We start from the raw sequence: 24,513 nt of genomic DNA on the forward strand, positions 1-24,513 counted from the left end.
GAGTTTGTGCGCGTTCCATGAATCTGCATGAACGCCTTCACGCCTGGTCGTTTCCTTCAAGACCCTGGTGACCCAGCTCAAGATCCGATTCGTCCCTGCGCAGTACAGGAAAGCCCGCTCGTTGGCGGGCTCCGGTTAAAGCGCTTAGTGTCCGGCGCTCTGTCCACCATCCACATGCAGGATCTCACCGGTGACAAACCCGGCGGACTCCAGGTAGACGATCGCCTGGACAATATCGCTGCTTTCCCCCATGCGCCCAACCGGGTGCAGGCGGCCCAGCGCCTCATGGGTTTCTTCAGCATGCATCGGCGTCTTGATGATGCCGGGGCTGACCGCATTGACCCGAATCCCGCGCTTGGCGTATTCGATGGCCAGGGATTTGGTCGCCGAGTTGAGCCCGCCCTTGGTCAGCGAGGCCAGCACCGACGGCACGCCTTCAATCGCATGATCCACCAAGCTGGTGGTGACATTGACGATATGGCCCTTGCCTTGTTTTTCCATTTCGCTAATCGCCAACTGGGTGATGTAGAAGAAGCCATTCAGGTTCACTGCCAGCACGTTGACATAGTCTTCGTGGGTGTAGGCGGTGAACGGCTTGGCAACGAAGATCCCGGCGTTGTTGATCAGGCTGTCGATGCGACCAAACCGGGCGATACCTTCACGGATGACACGCTCGGCGGTGGTCGGATCGGCCATGTCACCGGCGACACTGAGGATGTCCGGGTCAGTCGAGGGCTTGATCGAACGGGAAGTGGCGACCACCCGGTAATCGAGGTCACGGAAGGCTTTGACCAGCGCAGCGCCGATACCTTGGGATGCGCCGGTGACTACAACGACTTTTCTTGTATTGCTCATGATGAAACCTCTAATAGACAGATAAGTGGGGGTAGGGCGTGATCCATCAGGCAGCGGACGATATTTCCCGCAGCATCTGTTCGTAGTACTCGACCGATTGCGAACCGGAGACCAGGTGGCGGCCGTCAAGGATCATGGCCGGCACCGAGTTGATGCCGCGCGCGCGGTAGAACCCTTCCAGTTCACGGACCTCGTCGGCAAATGCACCGCAGGCCAGTACTTCAGCGGCGGCGCTTGCATCCAATCCCGCTTCGGCCGCCAGACGCACCAGGGTTTCGCGATCGCTCGGGTTCTGGCCGTGGCTGAAATAAGCGCGTAACAAGACTCTCTTCAGCTCAATCTGCCGGCCTTCCTGCAAGGCCCAGAGCAACAGGCGATGGGCATCGAAGGTGTTGTAGAAGTGGCTGCGTTTTTCCAGGTCGAACTGAAAACCGATGGCCTCGCCGCGGGTCATCAACAGCTGTTTGCCAGCGGCGACTTCCTCGGCGCTACGGCCGTACTTGCGCATCATGTGCTCGACCGCGTGCTCGCCTTCGGCTGGCATGTCCGGATTCAGCTCGAAGGGTTTGAACGTCAACTCCACCGGGATTTCGCCGGCCAGGTTGGCGATCGCCTGCTCCAGGGCCGTCACGCCCAGGGCACACCAGGGGCAGACTACATCGGAGATGAAGTCGAGTTTGACCGGCGCGTTCATGAGCGGTTTTCCGCCAATTGCTTGCGGTATTGGGTGGTGCTGATACCGGCATAGCCCCAGTTATCGGTGTCGACTTCTTCGATCACGACATGGGTCAGGTCCGGGCGTTTATCGAGGACCCGTTCCAGGGTTTCGGTGATTTCGGCAATAACCTGGGCTTTTTGCTCTGAGGTAACGCCATCGCGGGTAATGCGCACGCTGACAAAAGGCATGACAACTCTCCAGTGGCCTGCCCATCGGTATGCTGGGCAGGCAGTGGAGTCAATTTATTGGTTTGTTCATGGAGGATAAATGGGCTGCAAAGAACATCATTAATGATGTGATGTAATGAGTTGCGCGCTCGGCCCGTGGGTTCACTCAGCCGGTTTGTGATCTATAGTCCTTAGCGGATCTGTTGAAAATCTCTTTCGCACGGACGCCAAAAGGAGCCCCACGCCGCCTCCTTGAGCCATGCGCCCGGCGAACGCCCGCTAGCCTAGAAGTGTTGGTACAACGCAGGGAGCACAGTATGTCGATCCAACGACCAGACGGACTGAGGTCGGCTCCCACTATTGCCAGGTCAGCGGACGCCATTGCCAGGACCGCTCGCGGCATCTTGCTGCGTGGACTCGAGCAGATCAAGGAAGCCTATATCCTGTTCCCCCTGCTGGCGATGGTGCTGTTGCTGGTCATCTGGACCACGACGCTGCACCTCATCAGCAGTGAGCTGGCGCGTGCACAGCGCAGTGCTAGCGCGGCCAGCCTGGAGATCGGCGCCACCTACGAGGCGCAAATGTTGCGTGCCGTTCACGAAATCGATCAAACCCTGAAGCTGCTCAAATACACCTATGAGGCCGAGGGCGAGCGCAATCCACTGCCCAGGCTCAAGGAGCGGGCCTTGCTGCCGCCGCCGCTGTTGTTTGACGTCAGTGTGACCAACCCGAACGGTGGGCTGGTGGCGAGCACGCGCGCCAACGAGACGCAAACCAGTGCGGACCGGGATGAGCAACAGAGACTGCAGCACAACGATACGCTGTTGATCAGTCGCCCCTGGAAAAACCCGCTGACGGGAGAGTGGCGGCTGCGCTTCAGCCGTCGGCTCAACGCGCCGGACGGCGGGTTTTCCGGCATTGCCCGGGTCGAGGTCGATGCGGCCTATTTCGTCAGCAGCTATGACGCCTCGAAACTCGGCGATCACGGCGTCCTTGGCCTGCTGGGTACCGATGGGGTTTTTCGGGTACGGCGCAGCGGGGAGGCGGTGCTGGCCGGCGACGCAGTGGATTACGCGGCGCTGGTCCCGGACACCGAGGACACCCAGGCGCTGCTGGCGACCAATACCTGGGATGGCGTGCGCCGCTATACCAGTGTTCGCCAGCTCTATGACCTGCCCCTGGCGGTGATTGTCGGGTTATCCGCAGAAGAACAACTGACCACGGTGACCGGGCAAGCGCATACCTACCTGTGGCGGGCCGCTGGCGGCAGTCTGTTGCTGGTGCTGCTGGTCGGCCTGTTGAGCCGGATGAGCTGGCAGCTGGCGCAAAGCCGCCTGCGTACGGCCGAAGCGCAGACCCAGTTGGTGGCAATTGCGCGCCAGGCGGGCATGGCGGAAATCGCCACCAACGTCCTGCATAACGTGGGCAACGTGCTCAATAGCGTCAATGTCTCCGCGGAAGTGGTTAGCCGTAAGCTGCACAACAGCAAGGCCCAGGGACTGAGCAAAGCGGTGCAGTTGATGAACCAGCATGCTGAGGACCTGGGCCACTTCATCTCCCAGGACGAAAAAGGCAAGCTGCTTCCGGGTTATCTGAACCAGTTGGTGGACGCTTTGGCGGTCGAACAGAAGAGTATGGCCGAGGAGCTTGAGCAACTGACCAAAAGCATTGATCACATCAAGGAAATCGTCGCGGCCCAGCAATCTTATTCAGGCGCTTCCAGTCTCTGCGAGGCCGTGCAGGTACCGCAGTTGATCGAGGACGCGTTGCGCATGAATGCCGGCATTCTCGCGGCGCGCCAGATCACCGTGGTGAGGGAGTTTGCCGACACGCCCTTGTTGCAGCTGGACAAGCACCGGGTGCTGATGATCCTGGTCAATCTGATAAAAAATGCCGGCGGCGCGATGAACAACCTGTCGGATCGACCGCCGCTGATCACCCTTCATACCGAGATATTGCTGGAGCACACCTTGCTCATCAGCGTGATCGACAACGGCGAGGGGATTGCGGCGGAAAACCTGACGCGGATTTTTGCCCATGGATTCACCACGCGCAAAGAGGGCCATGGCTTCGGTTTGCACAGCTGTATCCTGGCCGCCATGGAAATGGGCGGTGTGTTGAACGTGCAAAGCGACGGGCCGGGAAAAGGCGCCAGCTTCAACCTGGAACTGCCCATCAAGTCCTCGGCCCCGACAACGCTTGGATAACCCGGGTGCGCGGGGTTTTGTGGTCTACAATTTCGCTCGTGGTAGCGCTGAAATCTATTGGGCCGACGTTACAAGGAATAGAACGAATGGCTGCAGTCCTTCCCGGCACCCTCATCAGTCAAGGTCGAACAGTGTTCCAGGGCGCCGGAGTGGATATCTTGGTCTTCTCTGATGCGGTTGCGCTGATCCCATGACGCCAACACTCAATAGACTGCTGCTGGCGGCGATGACGTTATATGCCACCACCGTCGACGCCGACGACTCGACGATGCCAACGTTTTCGCTGAGTAGCTTTGGCACGCTCGGTATTGTTCACTCCAGCGAGAAAAAAGCCGACTTCACCTCCAGCATCTACAAACCCAATGGCGCCGGCCACACCCGTGACTGGAATGCCGATGTCGACAGCTTGATCGGGGCGCAGGTGACGGCCAATTTCACCCCCCAGCTCTCGGCGGTGGTGCAGGTCATCTCGGAGCAGAATTATGACAACAGTTACCGTCCCACCCTTGAGTGGGCGAACTTCAAATATCAGTTCACGCCTGATTTCAGTATGCGGCTCGGTCGCACGGTACAGCCGGCTTTCCTGCTTTCCGATAGCCGCAGAGTGGGCTACACGCTGCCGTGGGTGCGACCGCCGGGGGAGATCTACAGCCTGATACCCGTCACTAGCACCGATGGCATGGACTTCAGCTATAGATTGCACTTTGGTGACCTCACCAATACTGTCCAGGGCAATGTCGGACAGGGCGATTTCCGGATGCCCAATAGCGGAGGCAGGACCCTGGCCAGGGACTCGTGGGGCATTTCCAATTTGACCGAATACGGCGCTTTGACCACCCGTGTCACCTATCAGAAAACCCACTTGACCGTAGAGTCGTTCAATCCGCTTTTTGATAGTTACAGGCGCTTCGGCGACGAGGGCAACGTCATCGCGGACCGCTATGATGTCAAGGGCAAACCTTTTGATTTCGTGGGCGTGGGGGCTGTCTATGATCCAGGCAGTTGGTTCGTCATGGGCGAATGGGGGCATTTCGACAGTCATTCGGTGATCGGTGCAATGAGTGCCTGGTATATCAGCAGTGGCTACCGGGTTGATGCGTTCACCCCGTATGTGACTTATGCGCGCTCAAAGACGCTCAGCGAAACTTCCAGCGCGGGCTTGACCACGTCCACCTTGTCGCCGGCCTTGGCGGGTGCTGCCGCCGGCCTCAACGGTGCTCTCAACGGCATCCTGGCAGCAAGCAGCGGCCAGCAAACCCTGTCTCTGGGGGTACGCTGGGATTTCACGAAGAATATGGACGCCAAACTACAGTATGACCACACTCGTTTAGACAAGGGGGCAACCGGGCCGTTGACCAATTTTCAGCAGGATTATGAGCCGGGTGGTACGTTCAGCCTGCTCAGCCTCGCTATCGATTTTGTCTTCTGATGGCGCCGATCATGGGGCTTCTCAAACGTGTCGGGTACACGCTGGCGGGGTTCGCCCTGTGTCTGGGCAGCACGTTGGCCATGGCCGAGGTCGTGGTGGTCGTCGCCGCGGCCAATCCGCTGCAAGCATTGACGCGTAATCAGGTGGCGGACATCTTCCTCGGCAAGACCAATCGCTTTCCCAACGGCAAGCCGGCCATTGCGCTCGACCAGATGGAAGGTTCCGCGCCCCGTGACGAGTTTTATACCGCCTTCACCGGCAAATCGGCCGCGCAGCTCAAGGCGCACTGGTCGAAAATCATCTTCACTGGCAGAGGCCAGCCTCCGGAGGCACTGTCCAATAGCACTGAAGTGAAGAAGCGGATTGCCGGAAATCCCGATAGCATCGGTTATATCGAGGCGGGTGAGGTGGATGCCGGCGTCAGGGCACTCGCCACCGACCCGCCATGAGACTTTACCGGCCGGGGCCGGTGTTCATCCTCTGGGCCTGGAGCAATACCGCGAACTGATCGGCCGGCACCGGCTTGTTGAAGTAGAATCCCTGGAATTCGTCGCAGGCGTTGTCACGCAGGAAATCGGCTTGCTCGCGGGTTTCCACGCCTTGGGCAACCACGGTCAGGCTGAGGGTTCGCCCCATGGCGATGATCGCCTCGGTCAAGGCTTTGTCTTCCGCCACGCTGGTAACGTCACGGATAAACGAGCGATCAATCTTGATCGAGTCGAGTGGGAACTGCTTGAGCGCCGAGAGCGACGAGTAGCCAATCCCGAAATCGTCGATGGCGATCCGGACTTTCAGCTTTTTAAGGCCGTTCAACACCCGTAGCGCTCTTTTGACATCCTGCATGAGCAGGCTCTCGGCGATCTCCAGTTCCAGCAAACCGGCATTCATGCCGGTCTCTGTCAGTATCGAGGCGAGGTCGCTGAGCAAGTTGTCATCGACAAACTGCCGGGCCGTCAGGTTCACGGCGACCCCCAGATGTGGCAGGCCCTGCTGTTGCCAGGCGATGTTTTGCAGGCAGGCGGTCCTCAGTACCCATTTGCCGATGGGCACGATCAAACCGGTTTCCTCGGCCACGGGGATAAACTGCATGGGCGCTATCAGCCCCAGATCGGGATGTTCCCAGCGCAACAGCGCCTCCATGCCGGTGATCTGGCCAGTGCGGATATCGCGCTTGGCCTGATAGTGCAGCCGGAACTCGTTGCGCTCCAGGGCGTGGCGCAAGCCGAGTTCCAGGGTCAGCCGCTCCAGCGACTCGGCGTTGAGTTTTTCGGAGTAGAACTGGAAGTTGTTTTTACCTTGTTGCTTGGCCTGATACATGGCGATATCGGCATGTTTCGTCAGGGTCTGTTCGTCCAGGCCATCCTGCGCATAGAGGCTGATGCCGATGCTGGCGGTTACCCGGAACTCTTGTCCCTGGAGGTTGAAGGGCTTGGCAATCGCGGAGAGGATTTTCTGCGCGGTGGTTGCCACGTACTTGGCCTCGGACAGCTCCGGCAGCAAGATCACGAATTCGTCGCCACCCAAGCGGGCCACGGTATCGCCGGCGCGCAGACATGCCTTGAGGCGAACCGCGACTTCTTGCAGCAACTGGTCGCCGGCATGATGGCCCAATGTGTCGTTGATGTATTTGAAGCGGTCAAGGTCAAGGAACAGCACGGCCAGTTGACGATGATAACGGCGCGCTTCACTGATGTTCTGACTCAACAGTTTGCTGAACAGGCTGCGATTGGGCAGCGCCGTGAGACCATCGTGATAAGCGAGGTACTCGACGCGCTCGGCATAGGCGACCTTGGCTTCGGCTGCGCGCAGGCGACTTTGCGCCAACTGCCAGTTCATGCGACTGAGCAGGCTGGCCAGGAGCACCAGCAGCAGACTGCCAGCGGCGGCTCGCCACAGGTAGGTCTGCGCTTGCCGGGTCACGCTGGCCAGGCGCTCTTCGGCGGATAGCCCGACAATCACCGCCAGGGGAAAGTCGTAGAGCTGGCGGACACTGGTGTAGCGCTGCACGCCATCCCAGGCATTGCTCAAGAGTCGCGCTTCGGTGTCTTCGGTGTTTGGGGCCAATGCCGCGTAGTCGACGGTATCACCGGCTTGTACCGATTCCCCGCTGCGCCGTACCCGAAAAACCCCATCGGTGCCCAGCAGGCCAAGGACGCCGTGGTCGCCGAGTTTCGAGTCGTCATAACTGCTGACGAAATAGGCCGCATCGACCTCGACCCGGGCAATGCCCGAGAACGTGCCGTTCGCTGCGTTGAGCCGACGACTGAAGCGCAGCCGCCATTCTCCTGTCAGCGGGTTTTTCCAGGGGCGACTGATCAACAGCGTGTCGTTGTGCCGCAGCGTCTGCTGTTCGTCCGGCGCGGTGATATTTTCCGCCTCGTTGGCGCGCGTGCTCGCCACCGGCTCACCGTCCGGCTTGACCACGCTGACGTCAAACAACAGGGCCGGCGGCAACAAGGCCCGCTCCTTGAGCCTGGGCAGGGGATTACGCTCACCCTCGGCCTCATAGGTGTATTTGACCAGCTTGAGGGTTTGATCTATTTCACGAACAGCGCGCAACATTTGCGCTTCATAGGTGGCGCTGATCTCCAGGCTGGCGGTGGCCGCGCCGCGCTGCGCGCGGATCTGTTCGATCTTGATCAGGTATAGGGTAGCCGACCAGATGACCAGCAACAGCACCAGCGCCAACAGGGGAAAGAGGATATAGGCTTCCTTGATCGGCTCAAGCGTGCGCCGAAAGAGGCTGCTGCTGGTCTTGGCAAGGGCGTCCATGGGTTTCGTGATACCGGGAGTCGATCTCAGTCCATTTGTCCGTTGGATCGACATGCTGTGCTCCCTGCGTTTTACCAACACTCTAGGCTAGCGGGCATCCGACGGGGCGATGGCTCGAGGAAAGGTCCTTGTAGCGTCCGCGCGAAAGAGATTAAAAGACTATAGACCACAAACGGCAGTTGCCTTGCGGGGGAGGACGGGGCATCGCATTAGATGGGCGGGCTACAAGTCGTGAACGCTGCCCAGATACTCGAACAACCTGGCCGCCTCCGGAGCCAGTTGCGCCGGATCCCTGACCCCGACGAACAAGGTGCGCTGGGCCCAGTCATCGCGCAAATCGACTGCTATCAGGCGGGGCCCAAGTAATTCGCTGCGAACTGCTTGCACCGGCAGGATCCCGATCCCGAGCCCGGCTTCGATCATGCGACAGATGCCGTCGAAACTGCTGACTTGAATCCGGACCCTGAGGACTTTGCCCGCGCTCACGGCGGCGTCGGTGATTCTGCGCAGCAGCGAGCTGCCCTGATTCAGCGCCACATAATCGTAGCCGAGCGTATCGCTGAAGGAAACACAGCGTTCATCGGCCAGTTCATGGCCGACGGGCACCAGCAGTACCAGGCGGTCATCGCGATAGGGCAGTGTGTACAACCCTTCAGCCGGTACGTTATCGGCAAAGATACCGATATCGGCGCGTCCGCTTTCCACTGCTTGAATAATGGGGTCGCTGAGGGCCTCCTCCAGCCCGATGCGTACGTGCGGGTTGTCGCGCAGGAACGGCGCGAGGTCATCGGGCAGGAACTGGACCACGGCAGAGGTGTTGGCGCACAAGCGCACATGCCCGCGCACGCCGACCGCGTAATCACTGGCGTCGGACGCCATGCGGTTCACCCCTTCAAGAATCGTCCGGGCGTGCTCCGCTATCCCTTGGCCCGCGGCCGTCAGTTCGAGCCCCCTCGGCAGGCGCACGAACAATGGACATTGGGTCGTGCGCTCCAGCTCGGCCAGGCGCTTGCTCGCCGCCGAGACCGTCATGTTGGCCTTGTCGGCGGCGCGGGTCAGGTTTCCCGTCTCGGCGGCGAAGATCAGCAGGCGCAATGATAGCAGGTCGAAATGCAGGGGATTGATCATCAAAAGGGTCCAGGGCTTTCCTGTTTGGAAAGGATAGTGGCGAAATGTGAAATTTTCATCTGCCCGATTTCTGTCGATTATCCCTGTCACAAGTACTCGACAAGAACGGTAAATGTCATGGGATTACCTCTGCAAGGTGTCAGGTCGTGGAGCTCGGTCAACTGATTGCCGGGCCCTTTGCGGCGAAAATTCTCGGTGAGCTGGGTATCGACCCGGCGCAGCAGGCCGACTGGCGCCAACGCGGCATCATCTGAACCCGAGGAGTCTTTATGAAACGTCTTTTCCTGCAGGAAGTCGCCTCCCGTGATGGCTTCCAGAACGAAGCGCGGTTTATCGAAACCGTAGACAAGATCGCCTGGACCTGCATCCGATACCCGCCCATGTCGCCAATCTGGAAAAGCAGGTGCCGTCGACCCGAACCCAGGAGCTGCAACCATGATCGACCATCTTGACCATCTGGTGCTGACCACCATCGACCCAGTGGCCGCCGAGGATTTCTATGTACGGGTCATGGGCATGCAGGTGCAGACCTTTGCCGGCGGGCGCAAGGCGTTCGCCTTCGGCCAGCAGAAAATCAACCTGCACGTGCGCGGCCACGAATTCGAGCCCAAGGCACACCTGCCGGTGCCGGGGGCGCTGGACCTGTGTTTTATCGCCTCGATCCCCCTGGACCTGGTGATTGCCCACCTGGCCCGTGTCGACTGGCCGATTGTCGAAGGCCCGGTGTTGCGCACCGGAGCCACCGGGCCGATCCGCTCGGTGTATGTGCGTGACCCGGATCTGAACCTGATCGAGATTTCCGAGCTCGTGCAGCCGGAGGGTGCCGCTGCTGGACCTGATTGACCTTGTGGCCCAGGCGTTTTTCCGCATGGTCAGGATCGTCATATATGTCTCGCCGTTGGGGGCCTTCGGCGGCATGGCCTTTACGGTTGGCAAGTACGGCGTGGGCTCCATCGGAGCCTATGGCAACTTGCTGTTCATTCTGCTGCTGACCTCCAAGGGCGCGGCCAGCGTCACCGGCGAGGCGTTCATTACCCAGGTGGCGGCCCTCGGCAGCCTGGATGTGATTCCGGCAGCGGGGTTGGTGCTGGTACTGGGGTCTACCGGTTTATTTCCGAGGGCGGGGCGTTGATCAATGTGATCGGCAATGGTGTGGCCATGCTGTTCATTGCCAAGTGGGAAGGGGCGCTGGACGAAGAGAAGCTGGCAGCCGAATTGCACGAGGGCTGTGCCCGTGAGCCAGGGGTGGAGTCCTGAACGAGTTGTCGTGAGACCGCCCCAGGACCACTCAGTCCACGAAAACTGGGCGCTCCCGGGTTTCTGCAACCGCATGTCTGCACGGGTTGGCGTCGTTACCCTCCGGGGCGGGCGCGTTGAGCTGAAAGGTTCCGAACTTGAGGGCGTTGGCGAATCGCTCCAATGTCAGGGCGAACAGGTCCGTCAGGCAAGGCAGGCTGAAATGCGCTTGCATGGTTGCCTGCGCGCTCCAGTAGCCGGTCATGATCCAGACGTTCTGGCGTGAAGAGCAGCGCGTCAGGGTATACGAGGTGCAGCCGGACAGCGCCTGCAAGGTTTCAACCAATGCGCTCAGTCGAGCCTGGAGGGCCATTGAGCGACTGTCGGCTGCGTGGATTTCAACGGTGCTGATGGCGACGAGGTGCATGGGGGTTACCTGGGGCAGGGTGGATCGGCCTGTGTGCATCCAGGCCCGCGGGAGCTGTGCGGTATCAAGCAACAGCTCCGTACTCCTGGGCACTCAACAGGATCAACCACACAATACTCAGCACTCGACTGGACGTCATTGTGAAATATGGCCACACTATTTTTCAAAACGGCCAAATGTTCGTTCAGTATCCGAGGTTCATTTTCCTTGATGCAGACTTCAATCGACGATCTGGCAGGCGCTCGGGAGGTCGATCACATTCCCCGCCTGGTCTACGCCTTGAACGCCTCCCTGGTGTCCGAAGGCTGGGAGCAGGCCAAGCACCGGCACCGCAAGGCACAACTGCTGTATTCGGTACGCGGCATCCTCAATTGCGAGGTCGAGGACGGGGTCTGGATCGTGCCGCCGCAATGCGCGGTCTGGATCCCGGGTGGCATGTTGCATGCGTCTCGTGGTTCCGGTGAAACGGAGTGCTACTGCCTGTTTATCGAGCCTGAGGCCATCGCGAATCTGCCCGGTTTCTGTTGCACCATCGCGGTCTCGCCGCTCCTGCGCGAGCTGATCCTGCGGGCAGCGAGCTTTCCCCAGTTATATGCCGAGCAGGGGCGCGAAACCCGTCTGGTCGCTGCGTTGCTTGACGAGTTGTGTGAGGCCCCGGTGGAAGACCTTCACCTGCCCATGCCGCGGGACCGGCGGCTACGGCAGCTGGCGGAGCAGCTGTTGGCCGAGCCCTCGGCCAAGGTCCCGATGAGTGAATGGGCCACGCGTATTGGCATGAGCGAGCGGAGCATGAGCCGGCTGTTGTTGCAGGAAACCGGCGTGAGCTTTGGTCGCTGGCGTCGGCAGTTGCATATCATCCTGTCACTGCGGCGCCTGACCCGGGGCGAAAGTGTGCAGGCGGTTGCCCTGGATCTGGGCTACGAAAGTTCCAGCGGTTTCGTCACCATGTTCCGCAAGGCGGTCGGCAAACCCCCCGCGCGGTATTTGCTGGAGCGTGTGACCAGCACCGCACGGGAGGGGGGCTTTGCCTATGTTCCGGGGATCATGTTGGCCGCTGATGGCTGAGAATACGTGGACCAAGTGCCGGATGGGTCAAGCAGCGGATCTCCGCACTTTTATAAAGCGCCGGCTGCGGGCCTTTGCACCAGTCGGAGGCGCTCGGCCATAGCCTCCCGAGTGCTTTTCCCGGCAATTCGCCTTGGCGTTTTGCGCCGGCGACTGGCACAAAGGCTGCAAGGCTCGCTCCAGGCTCAGCGGGAACGTATTCCCGCGAACAGCCCCCTCGGTCAACGACGACCGATTGGCCGGAGAGGCCAGGGCAATTTTCAACAGTGCTAAAAACAGGCAAAGGCGCCTGGAACCGAAAGGTTTCAGACGCTTTTTTTTTGCCTTTTCAATCGTGAACAGTATCGGAGTCTCCTATGAAAACCGCCGCACAATTGCTGAAGCTCAAGGTCGTGCAAAACCAGCAGGTGCATAGCATCGCGCCCGATCAGATGGTGCTCGAAGCGCTGAAGCTGATGGCCGAAAAGAACGTCGGTGCGCTGCCCGTCATAGAGGCGGGGCAGGGATCGGAGTGATCAGCGAGCGTGACTATGCGCGCAAGGTCGTTCTACAGGGGCGATCTTCGGTGGGGACGCCGGTCAGGGACATCATGAGCGCGCCCGTGGTGACGGCCGACAGTCAGCAGAGCATCGAGCGCTGCATGGCGGTGATGACCGACAGTCATCTGCGCCATCTGCCGGTAATGGAAGGCGGGCAACTGATTGGCCTGTTATCGATCGGTGATCTGGTCAAGGAGGCCATCGCCGAGCAGGCCGACCTGATCCGGCAGCTGGAGCACTACATTCGCGGACATTGAAACGACCCTGGAGCAAACGGATCGAAAGTTTCTGGGCACGAAGTTTTCAAATGTGCTGCCCGGCGGGCAGGTATTAATCGGAGAACATTTGATATGGCCAAACCAAGCACGGCACAACGTATTGTCATCGGCTTTGCAATTGCACCCTTGGTCCTGACGGGCCTGGTGTTGTATGCGTTGCACGATCTGGCAACGCTCAAGGACCAGTCGATGGTGATCGTCAAGCAGGACTGGCCGAAGATCGCCCCGATCATGGTGATTGCCACGGGGGTACGTGACAACGGCCGGAACACCCGGGATCTGCTGCTCGACAAAGATAACCAGCAAGCACAGCAGTCCATCGATAGCACCAAAAAACGCATCAGCCAGGCCTTTGAAACCCTCGAGCCATTGCTCGATACGCCAGCAGGCAAGGTCGCCTATGCCAACCTGAAAAAGAGCCGCGAGGCCTACGTCGCCGCGTTCACCCAGGTGCAAGTGCTGATCAGGCAAGGCGTTGCCGAGGCTGCGATGACCCAGTTGAAACAGCAAGTCATCCCCGCCGAACAGCAGGTTTATCAAAGCCTGGATGCCTTGATGGCGCTGCAAGGGCAGATCTTTGTCGATCGTGAACGCTCGGCTGAGGAGCTGTACAGCGATGCGCGCCGGAACATGCTGGGGTTGTTTGTGCTCTGCCTGGTCTCGGTCACCGCCGCGGCGGTCATCGTCACGCGCAGTGTCACCCGGCCATTGGGAGGAGAGCCCGATGTGGCCGCGCAAGTCTTGAGTCAAATCGCCCAGGGCGATCTGACGATCCAGGTGCCCGTGCAGGCCAGTGCCGAAGGCAGCGTGATGATGAACATGCATCGGATGCAGCAAAGCCTGAATGCGATGGTCAAGCATATCGCCGCGTCGGTCGATCTCGTCGCCAGTTCGTCAGAACAGATGGGCGCGGTCAGCAACCAGACCCGCGACAGTTTGCAGTTGCAGGGCCAGGAGATCGAGCAGGCCGCGGCGGCAGTCAATCAAATGACCGCGGCGGTCGATGAAGTCGCGCGCAACGCGGTCAGTACCAGCGAGGCATCGCGGATCTCCGAGCAAACAGCCCGGCGCGGCAGTGAGCAGGTGCAGGAAACGGTGGCTTCGATTGGCACGCTGGCGGACGGCATGACCGCTACCTCCCAGCGTATCCAGCAATTGGCCGGGCGCGTGCAGGATATCAGCACGGTGCTGGACGTGATTCGCAGTATCGCCGAGCAAACCAATCTGCTGGCCCTCAACGCGGCGATTGAAGCGGCCCGCGCCGGTGAGGCCGGCCGTGGCTTTGCGGTGGTTGCCGATGAGGTGCGGGCGCTGGCCCATCGCACCCAGGTCTCGACCCGGGAAATCGAGCAAATGATCGGCAATGTGCGCCAGGACACCGGGCAGGCGGTAAATGCCATGCACAGCAGCAGCCAGTTGGTACAGGCCACCCTGGAAGTCGCGCAACGCTCCGGTGAGGCACTGGAAGAAATCACCCGGTCGATCTCGCAGATCAACGAGCGCAACCTGATGATCGCCAGCGCCACGGAAGAACAGGCCTTGGTGGCACGTGAGGTGGATCGCAATCTGGTGGGGATTCGTAATCTGTCCGAGCAGGTTTCGCAGGGTGCCCGGCAGACTCATACCGCCGGTCTGGAGTTGGCGCAGATGGCCGGTGCCCTGCACCAGACAGTCGCGCGTTTCAGAACCTGAACAGGCGGGCGCGGGCGGCGGATCTTTGCCTGCGGGGTGCGCTTACGCGGCAATGTTAAAAAATGTTATTTTGAAAAACAGCTTCACATATTCTGATCATTGGGGGATTATCCGCTCAACCTGATGGAGTCCTCCCATGAATAACAAGAATGTCGGTGTTGTCGGTTTGGGCGCGATGGGGCTGGGCATTGCCCGCTCGCTGCTGCGCGGTGGTTTCAATGTGCATGCCTGCGATGTACGGGCGGCGGTGACGCAACAGTTTGCCGGCGAGGGCGGCGTGGCCTGTGCTTCGCCCGCTCACATGGCCGGCGAGTGCGAGGTCATCATCACGGTGGTGGTGAATGCCGAGCAGACTGAGGCCGTTTTGTTTGGCGAAGGTGGCGCCGTGGCGGCGCTGCGTCCTGGCAGCCTGGTGATTGGCTGCGCCACCGTGGCTCCGACCTACGCGGTCGATCTTGGCCAGCGCCTGGCCGAACGGGGCCTGCTGTACCTGGATGCGCCGATCTCCGGTGGCGCGGCCAAGGCCGCCGCCGGCGAGATGACCATGATGACCTCGGGCCCGCTGGCGGCTTACGCCAAGGCCGAGGCGATCCTGGCGGGCATGGCCGGCAAGGTCTATCGCCTGGGCGATGCCCATGGCCTGGGTTCGAAGGTCAAAATCATCAACCAACTGCTCGCCGGGGTGCATATTGCCGCCTCGGCCGAAGCCATGGCCCTGGGCCTGCGTGAAGGGGTCGATGCTGACGCGCTTTACGAAGTGATCACCCATAGCGCTGGCAACTCCTGGATGTTCGAAAACCGCGTACCGCACATTCTCAAGGCCGACTACACACCGTTGTCGGCGGTGGATATTTTCGTCAAGGACCTCGGCCTGGTGCTGGATACCGCGCGCGCCAGCAAATTCCCGCTGCCGCTGTCGGCCACCGCCCACCAGATGTTCATGCAGGCTTCCAGCGCCGGTTTCGGCCGCGAGGATGACTCGGCGGTGATCAAGATTTTCCCGGGCATCCAGTTGCCCACGGCCAAGACCGAGCCGGTTTGAGGAGCGCACAATGACCAACCCTCCATTACTGGGCTGCATCGCCGACGATTTCACCGGGGCCACCGACCTTGCCAATATGCTGGTGCGTGGCGGTATGCGCACTGTTCAGAGCATCGGTATCCCGAGCCGCGAAGTCGCCGCCGGGATCGACGCTGATGCGATCGTGATTGCCTTGAAGTCACGCACCACGCCGGCCGCCGAGGCGGTCACGCAATCCCTCGCGGCACTGGCCTGGCTACGGGAACAGGGCTGCGAGCAGATCTTCTTCAAGTACTGTTCGACGTTCGACTCCACGGCGGCCGGCAATATCGGCCAGGTCAGCGAAGCACTGCTGGCGGCGTTGGGCAGCGACTTCACCCTGGCGTGCCCGGCGTTTCCGGAAAATGGCCGGACAATCTTTCGCGGCCACTTGTTCGTTCAGGATCAACTCCTCAGCGAGTCGGGTATGCAGCATCACCCGCTGACGCCGATGAGCGACGCCAACCTGGTGCGGGTGCTGCAAGCGCAGACCGGCCTGAATGTCGGCCTGCTGCGCTATGACAGTATTGCCCAGGGCGTCGAACAGGTTCGTGCGCGCATCGGCGAATTGCGTGCGCAAGGTGTTGGCATCGCCATTGCCGATGCCTTGTCGAACGAAGATTTGTATACCTTGGGCACGGCTTGCGCCGATCTGCCGTTGCTGACCGGCGGTTCCGGGCTGGCCTTGGGCTTGCCGGAAAACTTCCGTCGCGCAGGAAAATTGCGCAACCTTGATGCGGCGCAATTGACGCCGGTTCCAGGCGGCGAAGTGGTGCTGGCCGGTAGCGCTTCGCTGGCGACCAACGGACAAGTGGCGGCCTGGCTCGAAGCCGCGCGGCCGGCCCTGCGTATCGACCCACTGGCCTTGGCCGCCGGCGCGCCGATAGTTGCGCAAGCCTTGGCGTTCGCCCGTGCGCACAAGGAAACCGTCTTGATCTACGCCACCTGTTCACCGGAAGAGGTCAAGGTGGTGCAACAGCAACTGGGGGCCGAGCGGGCCGGTAGCCTGGTGGAACACGCTTTTGGCGAAATCGCCGAGGGGTTGCGCCAGGGCGGTGTGCGGCGCTTCGTGATTGCCGGTGGCGAAACCTCGGGCGCGGTGGTGCAAGCCTTGGGCGTGCACCTGCTGCGCATCGGCGCGCAGATCGATCCCGGGGTGCCGGCTACGGTGAGCAGCACCGCGGAACCGCTGGCGTTGGCCCTCAAGTCGGGCAACTTCGGCGGCCGTGACTTCTTCGACAAGGCCTTGAAGCAGCTTGCTCGGACGGGAGAGGCGCAATGACTCATGAAAACGCCTTGCGCGAGGAAATCTGCGAGGTCGGCCGCAGCCTTTACGCGCGCGGTTATACCGTCGGCAGCGCGGGCAATATCAGTGCGCGCCTGGACGATGGCTGGTTGATCACGCCGACTGACGTCTGCCTCGGTCGCCTCGACCCGGCGACGATTGCCAAGGTCAACCTGGCCGGCGAATGGGTATCCGGGGACAAACCCTCGAAGACCCTGGCGCTGCATCGCCAGGTCTATGACCGCAACCCCAGTGTTGGCGGCGTGGTTCACACCCATTCCACCCATCTGGTCGCCTTGACCCTGGCGGGCGTCTGGCAAGCGGACGATATTCTGCCGCCGCTGACGCCGTATCAGGTCATGAAGGTCGGACATATCCCGTTGATCGGTTATCAGCGTCCCGGCTCGCCGAAGGTGGCCGAACAGGTCGCGCAACTGGCCAACCGCGTGCGCGGCGTGATGCTTGAACGGCTGGGCCCGGTGGTCTGGGAGAGTTCGGTGTCCAAGGCCAGCTACGCCCTGGAAGAACTCGAGGAGACCGCGCGGCTCTGGCTGATGAGCAATCCCAGGCCCGAGCCGCTCGATCAGGTGGCGCTGGACGAACTGCGCGAGACCTTCGGTGCGCATTGGTAGAACACGGTTTTTCAGCACGACAACAGATCGATAACGCAGGCTTTGTCCGGGAGGCGCGCAGCGACTCCTGATGGCCCCGGCTTGCCAGAAAAACAATAACAACAGGAAATCCAAGCATGTTTGACCTTCACTGCGGCAATTTCAGATCCAGTGGCGCACGCGCTGCGTTCACCCAACGCGGAGGGTTGCGCAAATGAGTCCGTTAATCCTGATGGTGACCGCCGGGCTGGGCATTGCGCTGCTGTTGTTCCTGGTGCTCAAGTATAAATTCCAACCCTTCGTCGCCTTGATGCTGGTGAGCATCCTGGTGGCATTGGTGGCCGGGGTGAAACCGGCCGAGTTGGTCGCGACCATTGAAGGCGGGATGGGCAAGACCCTGGGGCATATCGCGATCATCATTGCCCTGGGCGCGATGATCGGCCGGATCATCGAACTCTCCGGCGGTGCCGAGGCCCTGGCCAAGACGCTGATCGCCCGTTTCGGCAACCGGCGTACCCCCCTGGCGCTGACGATTGCCGGCTTCATGGTCGGGGTCCCGGTGTTCTTCGAGGTCGGGGTGATCATCCTCATGCCGCTGGCCTATGGCGTCGCGCGCAGTGCGCGCAAGCCGCTGCTGGTGTTCGCGCTGCCGATGTGCGCGGCCTTGTTGACCGTCCACGCCTTCCTGCCGCCACACCCGGGCGCGGTGGCCGCGGCGAGCCAGTTGGGCGCCGATCTTGGGCGGGTGTTGATGTTCGGTCTACCGATCACCGCGCTGCTGTGCTACGTCGGCTACCGGGTGGCCGGGCGCATGACCCGGCGGGTGTACCCGATGACCGATGATATCCGTGCCGAAGTCTACGGCCCGCATGTTACCAACGAAGACCTGGCCGCCTGGGCCAATGGCAACCACAGCAGCACTGTGCGCGCCGCCGAGGCCGTATCGCACATGGGCCTGGAAGAGTCCACCAGCAACCTCGTCGCCAAGTTGCCGCCGGCACCGACGCCAGGTTTTGGCTTGATTGTCGGTCTGATCCTGTTGCCGATCATGCTGATTTTGCTGGGCACCCTGGCCACCTCGTTGTTGCCCGCCGATTCGACCCTGCGCAGCATCATGACCGTGCTCGGCGCGCCGTTGGTGGCGCTGCTGCTCGACACCTTGCTGTGTGCCTGGTTGCTCGGTTCGCGGCGGGGCTGGAGTCGGACCCAGGTGTCCGATGTGATCGGTTCGGCCCTGCCCGGCGTGGCGATGGTGATCCTGATTGCCGGGGCCGGCGGAGTTTTCGGCAAGGTCCTGGTGGACACCGGGATCGGCGCGGTGGTCTCCGATCTGTTGCGCAGCACCGGGCTGCCGGTGCTCGCCCTGGGCTTTTTGCTGACCCTGCTGTTGCGCGCGGTACAAGGCTCGACCACCGTGGCACTGGTGACTACCGCCGGTATCATCAGCCCGTTGATCGCGACCCTCAACCTCACCCCGAACCATATGGCCCTGTTGTGCCTGGCCATGGGCGGTGGCGGCTTGGCCATGTCGCATATCAATGATGCCGGTTACTGGATCTTCACCAAGCTGGCCGGGCTGAATGTGGCCGATGGCCTGCGCACCTGGACGCTACTGACCACCTTGCTCGGGACGCTGGGTTTCTGTATTACCTTGTTGATCTGGCCGTTTGTCTGAGTTTTTATCCTGGGAGCTACCATGCCTCGTTTTGCTGCAAACCTCAGCATGCTTTACCCGGAACAGGGGTTTCTGGAGCGCTTCGCCGCGGCGGCCGCCGACGGTTTCGAAGCGGTGGAGTACCTGTTTCCCTACGACTACAGTGCGCAGGAACTCAAGCAACGGCTGAGCGACAATGGCCTGGTGCAGGCGCTGTTCAATGCTCCGCCCGGCGATTGGGCGGCGGGGGAGCGCGGTACTGTGTCGTTACCCGGTCGGGAAAGTGAGTTTCGCAGCGGTTTCGAGCGCGCCCTGGAGTACGCCGCGGTGCTGGGCAATTCACGCATCCACGTCATGGCCGGTCTGCTGCCCTCGGAGGGCGAGCGGGCCCGGCATCACGGCATCTACCTGGAAAACCTCGCCCATGCCACGGCCCTGGCGGCCAAGGTCGGCGTCACTGTGTTGCTGGAACCGATCAATACACGGGACATGCCGGGCTTTTTCCTCAACCGCCAGGATCAGGCCCAGGCGATCTGCAAGGAAGTCGGTGCGAGCAACCTGAAGGTGCAGTTCGACTGCTATCACTGCCAGATCGTCGAGGGCGACCTGGCCAGCAAGTTGCGCCGCGACTTCGCCGGGATCGGTCATATCCAGATTGCCGGGGTGCCGGATCGGCACGAGCCGGATCAGGGAGAGGTCAATTACCCCTACCTGTTCGAGCTGATTGACCAACTGGGTTACGACGGCTGGGTCGGTTGCGAATACCGCCCGCGCGGCGATACCTCGGCGGGCTTGCAATGGCTGCGCGACTGGAAGGCGCGCTAGGCGGTAGGTAACAGCAGTTCCACGCCCTGCTTGCGGATGCCATCGGCGGCGGCGGCGGTCAGGGCGTCGTCGCTGAGGATGATGTCGAACTGCTCGAGCCCGGCAATCCGGTACATGCTGAAGGTGCCGTACTTCGAACTGCTGGCCACCAGCACCGTTTGCGCGGCCGATTGCATCGCCACTTGCTTGACCTCGACCTTCAGCGCCGAAGGCGTGGTCAGGCCGCGACGCAAATCCCAGGAACTGGTGGAGATGAAGGCGATATCGGTGACCACCTGGCGCAAGGTGGCGACCGCCAGTCCTCCGACGCAGGAATGGTTGGAGTGATCCAGCTGGCCACCGGTATGGATCACCGTGACCTGGGGTGCGTCCATCAAGGCCTGGACAATACCGAAGTCGTTGGTGACCACGGTCATGCCGGAAAGCGCCTTGACGTACGGGACGATCTCCAGGGTGCTGGTGCCCGCGTCCAGGTAGATGGTCATGTCGGCATGCAGCAAGCGCGCGGCGAGCTTCGCCATGGCCTGCTTCTGCGGCAACTCGACCACCGCCTTGAGCTGGTGGCTGGGCTCACTGTGCAGTTGGCTGGCGATGCGCACGCCACCGGTCACCGAGTAGGCCCGACCTTCCTGTTCCAGCAAGGCAATGTCGCGGCGCACCGTCATGTGCGAGCACTCGAACATTTCCATCAACTGATGAACGCTCAGCACCTGGTGCTTGCGCAACTGGCGCAGCATCAATTCACGGCGCTGTTCAGGAATCATCGGTGCGCCGCTTTCGACGGCGATGTCCTTTTGACTAGGCATTCGGGCTCCACAATGAAGAAATCCGCCGACAGGGAAAGCGGAGCAAACATAGTAGCGAATCCGCGTCAAAGGAACGAGTCGTTGTGGTTCTCCAACGAAGAATGCCCCGTATCTTTCGATACGGGGCATTCTTTTTTATCTACCGGGACAAACTTCGATTACGCCTCGGGAATAGCCTGGAACGGTGCTTCCTTATCCGTGCGCTCCTTGCTGCCCCAGGCCGAGACTCCGACCTTGATCGCATAGAACAGGATACTGAAGACCACGAACAGGAACAGCGCGGTCAGCGTGGCGTTGGTGTAGGCGTTGAAGATCACGTGCTGCATCTGGGTGATGTCCTTGGCCGGGGCGATCACCTGCCCGGCCTCCAGCGCGACGCTGTATTTCTTCGCCAGGGCGAGGAAACCGATGGCCGGGTTGGCGTCGAACAGCTTGATGAAACCGGCGCTGGTGGTACAGATCAGCAACCAGGCGGCGGGCAGCAGGGTGACCCAGATATAGCGCTGGCGCTTCATCTTGATCAGCACCACGGTGCCGAGCATCAGCGCGATACCGGCCAGCATCTGGTTGGAGATGCCGAACAGCGGCCACAAGGTGTTGATGCCGCCCAGCGGATCGATCACGCCCTGGTACAGCAGGTAACCCCACATGGCCACGCAACCGGCGGTGGCGATCAGGTTGGCGGTCCAGGACTCGGTGCGCTTGAGCGCCGGGACGAAGGAACCGAGCAAGTCCTGCAGCATGAAACGCCCGGCACGGGTACCGGCATCCACGGCGGTCAGGATAAACAGCGCTTCGAACAGGATCGCGAAGTGGTACCAGAACGCCATGGTGTTCTCACCGGGCAGCACATGGTGGAGGATCTGCGCGATACCGACCGCCAGGGTCGGCGCACCGCCGGCACGGGCCAGGACGGTGGTTTCGCCGATATCCCTGGCCACGGCCAGCAGGGCGTCCGGGGTAATCGCGAAGCCCCAACTGCTGACGGTCTGCGCCACCGCCACCGCATCAGCGCCGACTACCGCCGCCGGGCTGTTCATGGCGAAGTACACGCCCGGATCGATGACCGAGGCGGCGACCATCGCCATAATGGCCACGAAGGACTCCATCAGCATGCCGCCGTAACCGATGTAACGGGCATGGCCTTCGCTGGCCAGCAGCTTGGGCGTGGTCCCCGACGCGATCAGCGCGTGGAAGCCGGAGACCGCGCCGCAGGCGATGGTGATGAACAGGAACGGGAACAGGCCGCCTTTCCAGACCGGGCCTGTGCCGTCGACGAACTGGGTCAGCGCCGGCATTTTCAGCACCGGCATGGTGATCAGGATGCCGATGGCCAGGGCCATGATGGTGCCGATCTTGAGGAAGGTCGACAGGTAGTCGCGCGGTGCCAGGATCAGCCACACCGGCAACACCGCGGCGACAAAACCGTAGCCGATCAGCATCCAGGTGATCTGGATCCCGCTGAAGGTGAAGGCCTTGGCCCAGACCGGATCGGCGGCGATCTGCCCGCCGAGCCAGATCGAACCGAGCAGCAGGAGCACGCCGACAATCGAGATTTCACCGATGCGGCCCGGGCGGATGTAGCGCATGTAGACGCCCATGAACATCGCGATCGGGATGGTCGCCATCACCGTGAAGATGCCCCAGGGGCTCTCGGCCAGGGCCTTGACCACGATCAGCGCGAGCACCGCGAGGATGATGATCATGATCAGGAAGCAGCCGAACAGGGCGATGGTCCCCGGCACGCGGCCCATTTCCTCACGGACCATGTCGCCCAGGGAACGGCCGTTGCGGCGGGTGGACATGAACAGGACCATGAAGTCCTGTACGGCACCGGCCAGCACCACGCCGGCAATCAGCCACAGCGTACCGGGCAGGTAGCCCATCTGCGCCGCCAATACCGGGCCGACCAGCGGTCCGGCGCCGGCAATGGCGGCGAAGTGGTGACCGAAAAGAATGTGTTTGTTGGTCGGCACATAGTCCAGGCCATCGTTGTTGATGACGGCGGGAGTGGCGCGACTGGGGTCGAGCTGCATCACCTTGTTGGCGATAAACAGGCTGTAGTAGCGGTATGCGACGAGGTAGATTGCGACTGCGGCGACTACGATCCAGAGGGCGTTGATGGCTTCGCCGCGGCGCAGGGCCACGACACTCAGCGCAAACGCTCCCAGGACAGCCACGGCAAACCAGGCGAGGTGTTTAGCCAGACGGTTCATTGCGTGTCTCCTGCCAACAGTCGGTAGACTGTGGCGGTAATTTTTATAATTGTGTCCGCGGTGCGGAGCTGGCCCAATATCCGTGTATGCCGTCAACAAAAGTATCCGCACGACTACGTACGCAGCCTCTACGTAGTTCTACTGAGAGCCTCGGAATTCGCCATGCAGCTCAAGCACAAAATCGTCGCACTGGGGATCTTGCCCCTGGTCCTGGCTATCGCGGTCATCTGCGCCCTGGTGATTTCCCTGAACCGGCAACTGGGCGATCAGCAGGCGCAACTGATCGAAGACAGTATCCTGGCGAGCAAGCGTGCGGAACTGAAAAACTACGTCGAAATGGCGCAGAGCCTGATCGCACCGCTCTACGACGACGGCAAAGGTGACGCCCACGCCCAGCAGCAAGTGCTGGAAGAGCTGCGCAAGCTCAGCTTCGGGATCAATGGCTACTTCTTCGTCTACGACCGCCAGGGTCGCAGCCTGATGCACTCGCGACAGTCGGAGCTGGTCGGCCAATACCTGTGGGACATGAAGGATCCCCATGGCTTGCCGGTGATCCAGGCCTTGCTCAAAAGTGCCGAATCCGGGGAGGGCTTTCAACGCTACGCCTGGAACAAGCCCTCGACCGGGCAGGTGACCGAAAAGCTCGCTTATGTGGTGATGCTGGATCGTTGGGGCTGGATGCTCGGGACCGGCATTTACCTGGAAGACGTCGAGCGCGCCACCCAGCAGGCGCGTGACGAGGTGGCCCAGGGCATCCGCAAGACGATGCTGGCGATTGCCGCCGTCGCCCTGGTGGCCGTGCTGTTGGTATTCGCCAGCGGCATGACGCTGAATGTCAGCGAGCATCGCTTGGCCGACAGGAAACTGCAGCGCCTGACCCAACGCATCGTCAGTTTGCAGGAGGAAGAGCGCTCACGGGTTTCCCGTGAACTGCACGACGGTATCAGTCAGGTGCTGGTGTCCATCAAGTTTCAGTTCGAGCTGGCCAGCCATGTGCTGGAGAAGGGGGAGGAGCGGGGACTGGGCATTTTAAGGGAAGCCGTCGAGCGCCTGGGGGAAGCGATTGGCGAGGTGCGCAGCCTCTCCCATGACCTGCGCTCGTCATTGCTCGATACCTTGGGCTTGCCGGCGGCGATCGGTCAGCTCGCCGCCGAGTTCGAGCAGCGCAGCGGGTTGGTGGTGACCTACGAAAACAACGAATTCGATTGCCAACTGGTCGATGGGCTACCAGTCTCGTTGTTTCGCATCGTGCAGGAAGGCCTGACCAATATCGAACGTCATGCGCGGGCGCACAACGTCTCGATTACCCTGCATGGGGCCACGGACTCCATACGGCTGACGGTAATCGATGACGGTATCGGTTTTAACGTCGCCCAGGTCGAACGTCTTCACTCCGGCATTGGCTTGCGTAATATCCGTGAACGGGTCGAGCATTTTGGTGGACGCTTCGAGCTGGCATCGACGCCGGGAAGAAGTGTGCTGGACGTACTGCTACCGCTTAAAATGCCCGCTACCCCGTACTGACCCAGTCCACCACAAGAGC

General features: G+C 61.2%; 22 protein-coding genes and 2 pseudogenes. 16 read left to right on the forward strand and 8 right to left on the reverse strand.

Annotated features, from left to right (window positions below; genetic code table 11):
* Positions 1–144: 144 nt before the first annotated feature.
* Genes M5B96_RS05075 through M5B96_RS05085 form a run of 3 tightly spaced genes read right to left on the reverse strand, consistent with a single transcriptional unit; the run spans position 145 to position 1,761 of the window.
* Positions 145–855, reverse strand: a complete 711-nt coding sequence (locus tag M5B96_RS05075) for an SDR family NAD(P)-dependent oxidoreductase (protein WP_248795504.1) — start codon at positions 853–855, stop codon at positions 145–147.
* 46 nt (positions 856–901) lie between these two features.
* On the reverse strand, positions 902–1,549 hold the full coding sequence (locus tag M5B96_RS05080) for a DsbA family oxidoreductase (protein ID WP_248795506.1): 648 nt from the start codon (positions 1,547–1,549) through the stop codon (positions 902–904).
* The gene (locus tag M5B96_RS05085) at positions 1,546–1,761 is read right to left on the reverse strand and encodes a tautomerase family protein (RefSeq protein ID WP_248795508.1); all 216 of its coding nucleotides are present in this window, start codon (positions 1,759–1,761) and stop codon (positions 1,546–1,548) included. The genes M5B96_RS05080 and M5B96_RS05085 overlap by 4 nt, the downstream gene beginning before the upstream one ends.
* A gap of 296 nt (positions 1,762–2,057) precedes the next feature.
* Between M5B96_RS05085 and M5B96_RS05090 the strand changes: the two genes are divergently transcribed.
* The 3 genes from M5B96_RS05090 (at position 2,058) to M5B96_RS05100 (ending at position 5,825) form a co-directional block, all read left to right on the forward strand.
* A complete protein-coding gene (locus M5B96_RS05090; protein ID WP_248795510.1) occupies positions 2,058–3,947 on the forward strand; it encodes an ATP-binding protein in 1,890 nt (629 codons plus the stop codon).
* 190 nt (positions 3,948–4,137) lie between these two features.
* Positions 4,138–5,376, forward strand: a complete 1,239-nt coding sequence (locus M5B96_RS05095) for a hypothetical protein (RefSeq protein WP_248795512.1) — start codon at positions 4,138–4,140, stop codon at positions 5,374–5,376.
* Positions 5,376–5,825, forward strand: coding sequence for a phosphate ABC transporter substrate-binding protein (locus M5B96_RS05100; protein WP_248795514.1), 450 nt, complete (start codon positions 5,376–5,378; stop codon positions 5,823–5,825). Before M5B96_RS05095 ends, M5B96_RS05100 begins: the two co-directional genes overlap by 1 nt.
* Before the next feature lie 4 nt (positions 5,826–5,829).
* On the opposite strand, the gene M5B96_RS05105 is transcribed toward M5B96_RS05100, so the two are convergent.
* Both M5B96_RS05105 and M5B96_RS05110 read right to left on the reverse strand, forming a co-directional pair.
* Positions 5,830–8,148, reverse strand: coding sequence for an EAL domain-containing protein (locus tag M5B96_RS05105; RefSeq protein WP_248795515.1), 2,319 nt, complete (start codon positions 8,146–8,148; stop codon positions 5,830–5,832).
* A 222-nt stretch (positions 8,149–8,370) separates the two neighbouring features.
* Entirely contained in the window at positions 8,371–9,276 is a 906-nt protein-coding gene (locus M5B96_RS05110) for a LysR family transcriptional regulator (RefSeq protein WP_248795516.1), read from the reverse strand.
* Between the two features lie 117 nt (positions 9,277–9,393).
* Here M5B96_RS05110 and M5B96_RS32675 point away from each other — a divergent pair.
* The 4 genes and pseudogenes from M5B96_RS32675 to M5B96_RS32500 all read left to right on the forward strand — a co-directional run.
* Positions 9,394–9,488, forward strand: a pseudogene (locus M5B96_RS32675) (CoA transferase); the annotation flags it as partial.
* 223 nt (positions 9,489–9,711) lie between these two features.
* Complete coding sequence (locus M5B96_RS05120; RefSeq protein ID WP_248795518.1) at positions 9,712–10,119, forward strand: VOC family protein; 408 nt, start codon at positions 9,712–9,714, stop codon at positions 10,117–10,119.
* Positions 10,120–10,144: 25 nt separating this feature from the next.
* Complete coding sequence (locus tag M5B96_RS05125) at positions 10,145–10,408, forward strand: hypothetical protein (RefSeq protein ID WP_248795519.1); 264 nt, start codon at positions 10,145–10,147, stop codon at positions 10,406–10,408.
* Positions 10,405–10,533 carry a hypothetical protein gene (locus M5B96_RS32500; RefSeq protein WP_263859455.1) on the forward strand — a complete coding sequence of 43 codons (129 nt, stop codon included), beginning with the start codon at positions 10,405–10,407 and terminating at the stop codon, positions 10,531–10,533. The genes M5B96_RS05125 and M5B96_RS32500 overlap by 4 nt, the downstream gene beginning before the upstream one ends.
* 31 nt (positions 10,534–10,564) lie before the next feature.
* On the opposite strand, the gene M5B96_RS05130 is transcribed toward M5B96_RS32500, so the two are convergent.
* Complete coding sequence (locus tag M5B96_RS05130) at positions 10,565–10,939, reverse strand: putative quinol monooxygenase (RefSeq protein WP_248795520.1); 375 nt, start codon at positions 10,937–10,939, stop codon at positions 10,565–10,567.
* Positions 10,940–11,149: 210 nt separating this feature from the next.
* On the opposite strand from M5B96_RS05130, the gene M5B96_RS05135 reads away from it, so the two are divergent.
* The 8 genes and pseudogenes from M5B96_RS05135 to otnI all read left to right on the forward strand — a co-directional run bounded on the left by M5B96_RS05135 (position 11,150) and on the right by otnI (position 19,948).
* Positions 11,150–12,004 (forward strand): AraC family transcriptional regulator, encoded by an 855-nt coding sequence (locus tag M5B96_RS05135; protein ID WP_248795521.1) that lies wholly within the window; start codon positions 11,150–11,152, stop codon positions 12,002–12,004.
* Positions 12,005–12,360: 356 nt separating this feature from the next.
* Positions 12,361–12,800: pseudogene (locus tag M5B96_RS05140) on the forward strand (CBS domain-containing protein).
* A 93-nt stretch (positions 12,801–12,893) separates the two neighbouring features.
* The gene (locus M5B96_RS05145; RefSeq protein WP_248795523.1) at positions 12,894–14,513 is read left to right on the forward strand and encodes a methyl-accepting chemotaxis protein; all 1,620 of its coding nucleotides are present in this window, start codon (positions 12,894–12,896) and stop codon (positions 14,511–14,513) included.
* 136 nt (positions 14,514–14,649) lie between these two features.
* Positions 14,650–15,555, forward strand: coding sequence for an L-threonate dehydrogenase (gene ltnD, locus M5B96_RS05150; RefSeq protein ID WP_248795525.1), 906 nt, complete (start codon positions 14,650–14,652; stop codon positions 15,553–15,555).
* A gap of 10 nt (positions 15,556–15,565) precedes the next feature.
* Complete coding sequence (gene otnK / locus M5B96_RS05155; protein ID WP_248795527.1) at positions 15,566–16,855, forward strand: 3-oxo-tetronate kinase; 1,290 nt, start codon at positions 15,566–15,568, stop codon at positions 16,853–16,855.
* The gene (locus M5B96_RS05160; RefSeq protein WP_248795529.1) at positions 16,852–17,490 is read left to right on the forward strand and encodes an aldolase; all 639 of its coding nucleotides are present in this window, start codon (positions 16,852–16,854) and stop codon (positions 17,488–17,490) included. Before otnK ends, M5B96_RS05160 begins: the two co-directional genes overlap by 4 nt.
* A gap of 193 nt (positions 17,491–17,683) precedes the next feature.
* Complete coding sequence (locus M5B96_RS05165) at positions 17,684–19,144, forward strand: SLC13 family permease (RefSeq protein ID WP_248795530.1); 1,461 nt, start codon at positions 17,684–17,686, stop codon at positions 19,142–19,144.
* A gap of 21 nt (positions 19,145–19,165) precedes the next feature.
* Positions 19,166–19,948: a 2-oxo-tetronate isomerase gene (otnI, locus tag M5B96_RS05170; RefSeq protein WP_248795532.1), complete on the forward strand. Its 783-nt coding sequence runs from the start codon at positions 19,166–19,168 to the stop codon at positions 19,946–19,948.
* Here the strand turns inward: otnI and M5B96_RS05175 are convergent.
* Positions 19,945–20,754 (reverse strand): DeoR/GlpR family DNA-binding transcription regulator, encoded by an 810-nt coding sequence (locus M5B96_RS05175; RefSeq protein ID WP_248795534.1) that lies wholly within the window; start codon positions 20,752–20,754, stop codon positions 19,945–19,947. The two genes, otnI and M5B96_RS05175, sit on opposite strands and share 4 nt — an antisense overlap.
* A gap of 158 nt (positions 20,755–20,912) precedes the next feature.
* Positions 20,913–22,970, reverse strand: coding sequence for a carbon starvation CstA family protein (locus M5B96_RS05180; RefSeq protein ID WP_248795536.1), 2,058 nt, complete (start codon positions 22,968–22,970; stop codon positions 20,913–20,915).
* 162 nt (positions 22,971–23,132) lie between these two features.
* Between M5B96_RS05180 and M5B96_RS05185 the strand changes: the two genes are divergently transcribed.
* The gene (locus M5B96_RS05185) at positions 23,133–24,494 is read left to right on the forward strand and encodes a cache domain-containing protein (RefSeq protein ID WP_248795537.1); all 1,362 of its coding nucleotides are present in this window, start codon (positions 23,133–23,135) and stop codon (positions 24,492–24,494) included.
* Positions 24,495–24,513: the final 19 nt, after the last annotated feature.

This window comes from Pseudomonas sp. MWU13-2105 (assembly GCF_023242315.1).
GTDB lineage: Bacteria > Pseudomonadota > Gammaproteobacteria > Pseudomonadales > Pseudomonadaceae > Aquipseudomonas.

Coding starts and splice junctions, on each gene's coding strand:
- M5B96_RS05075 (WP_248795504.1), bottom strand. CDS start 855: ATGAGCAATACAAGAAAAGTCGTTGTAGTCACCGGCGCATCCCAAGGT.
- M5B96_RS05080 (WP_248795506.1), bottom strand. CDS start 1,549: ATGAACGCGCCGGTCAAACTCGACTTCATCTCCGATGTAGTCTGCCCC.
- M5B96_RS05085 (WP_248795508.1), bottom strand. CDS start 1,761: ATGCCTTTTGTCAGCGTGCGCATTACCCGCGATGGCGTTACCTCAGAG.
- M5B96_RS05090 (WP_248795510.1), top strand. CDS start 2,058: ATGTCGATCCAACGACCAGACGGACTGAGGTCGGCTCCCACTATTGCC.
- M5B96_RS05095 (WP_248795512.1), top strand. CDS start 4,138: ATGACGCCAACACTCAATAGACTGCTGCTGGCGGCGATGACGTTATAT.
- M5B96_RS05100 (WP_248795514.1), top strand. CDS start 5,376: ATGGCGCCGATCATGGGGCTTCTCAAACGTGTCGGGTACACGCTGGCG.
- M5B96_RS05105 (WP_248795515.1), bottom strand. CDS start 8,148: ATGGACGCCCTTGCCAAGACCAGCAGCAGCCTCTTTCGGCGCACGCTT.
- M5B96_RS05110 (WP_248795516.1), bottom strand. CDS start 9,276: ATGATCAATCCCCTGCATTTCGACCTGCTATCATTGCGCCTGCTGATC.
- M5B96_RS05120 (WP_248795518.1), top strand. CDS start 9,712: ATGATCGACCATCTTGACCATCTGGTGCTGACCACCATCGACCCAGTG.
- M5B96_RS05125 (WP_248795519.1), top strand. CDS start 10,145: ATGGTCAGGATCGTCATATATGTCTCGCCGTTGGGGGCCTTCGGCGGC.
- M5B96_RS05130 (WP_248795520.1), bottom strand. CDS start 10,939: ATGCACCTCGTCGCCATCAGCACCGTTGAAATCCACGCAGCCGACAGT.
- M5B96_RS05135 (WP_248795521.1), top strand. CDS start 11,150: ATGCAGACTTCAATCGACGATCTGGCAGGCGCTCGGGAGGTCGATCAC.
- M5B96_RS05145 (WP_248795523.1), top strand. CDS start 12,894: ATGGCCAAACCAAGCACGGCACAACGTATTGTCATCGGCTTTGCAATT.
- ltnD (WP_248795525.1), top strand. CDS start 14,650: ATGAATAACAAGAATGTCGGTGTTGTCGGTTTGGGCGCGATGGGGCTG.
- otnK (WP_248795527.1), top strand. CDS start 15,566: ATGACCAACCCTCCATTACTGGGCTGCATCGCCGACGATTTCACCGGG.
- M5B96_RS05160 (WP_248795529.1), top strand. CDS start 16,852: ATGACTCATGAAAACGCCTTGCGCGAGGAAATCTGCGAGGTCGGCCGC.
- M5B96_RS05165 (WP_248795530.1), top strand. CDS start 17,684: ATGAGTCCGTTAATCCTGATGGTGACCGCCGGGCTGGGCATTGCGCTG.
- otnI (WP_248795532.1), top strand. CDS start 19,166: ATGCCTCGTTTTGCTGCAAACCTCAGCATGCTTTACCCGGAACAGGGG.
- M5B96_RS05175 (WP_248795534.1), bottom strand. CDS start 20,754: ATGCCTAGTCAAAAGGACATCGCCGTCGAAAGCGGCGCACCGATGATT.
- M5B96_RS05180 (WP_248795536.1), bottom strand. CDS start 22,970: ATGAACCGTCTGGCTAAACACCTCGCCTGGTTTGCCGTGGCTGTCCTG.
- M5B96_RS05185 (WP_248795537.1), top strand. CDS start 23,133: ATGCAGCTCAAGCACAAAATCGTCGCACTGGGGATCTTGCCCCTGGTC.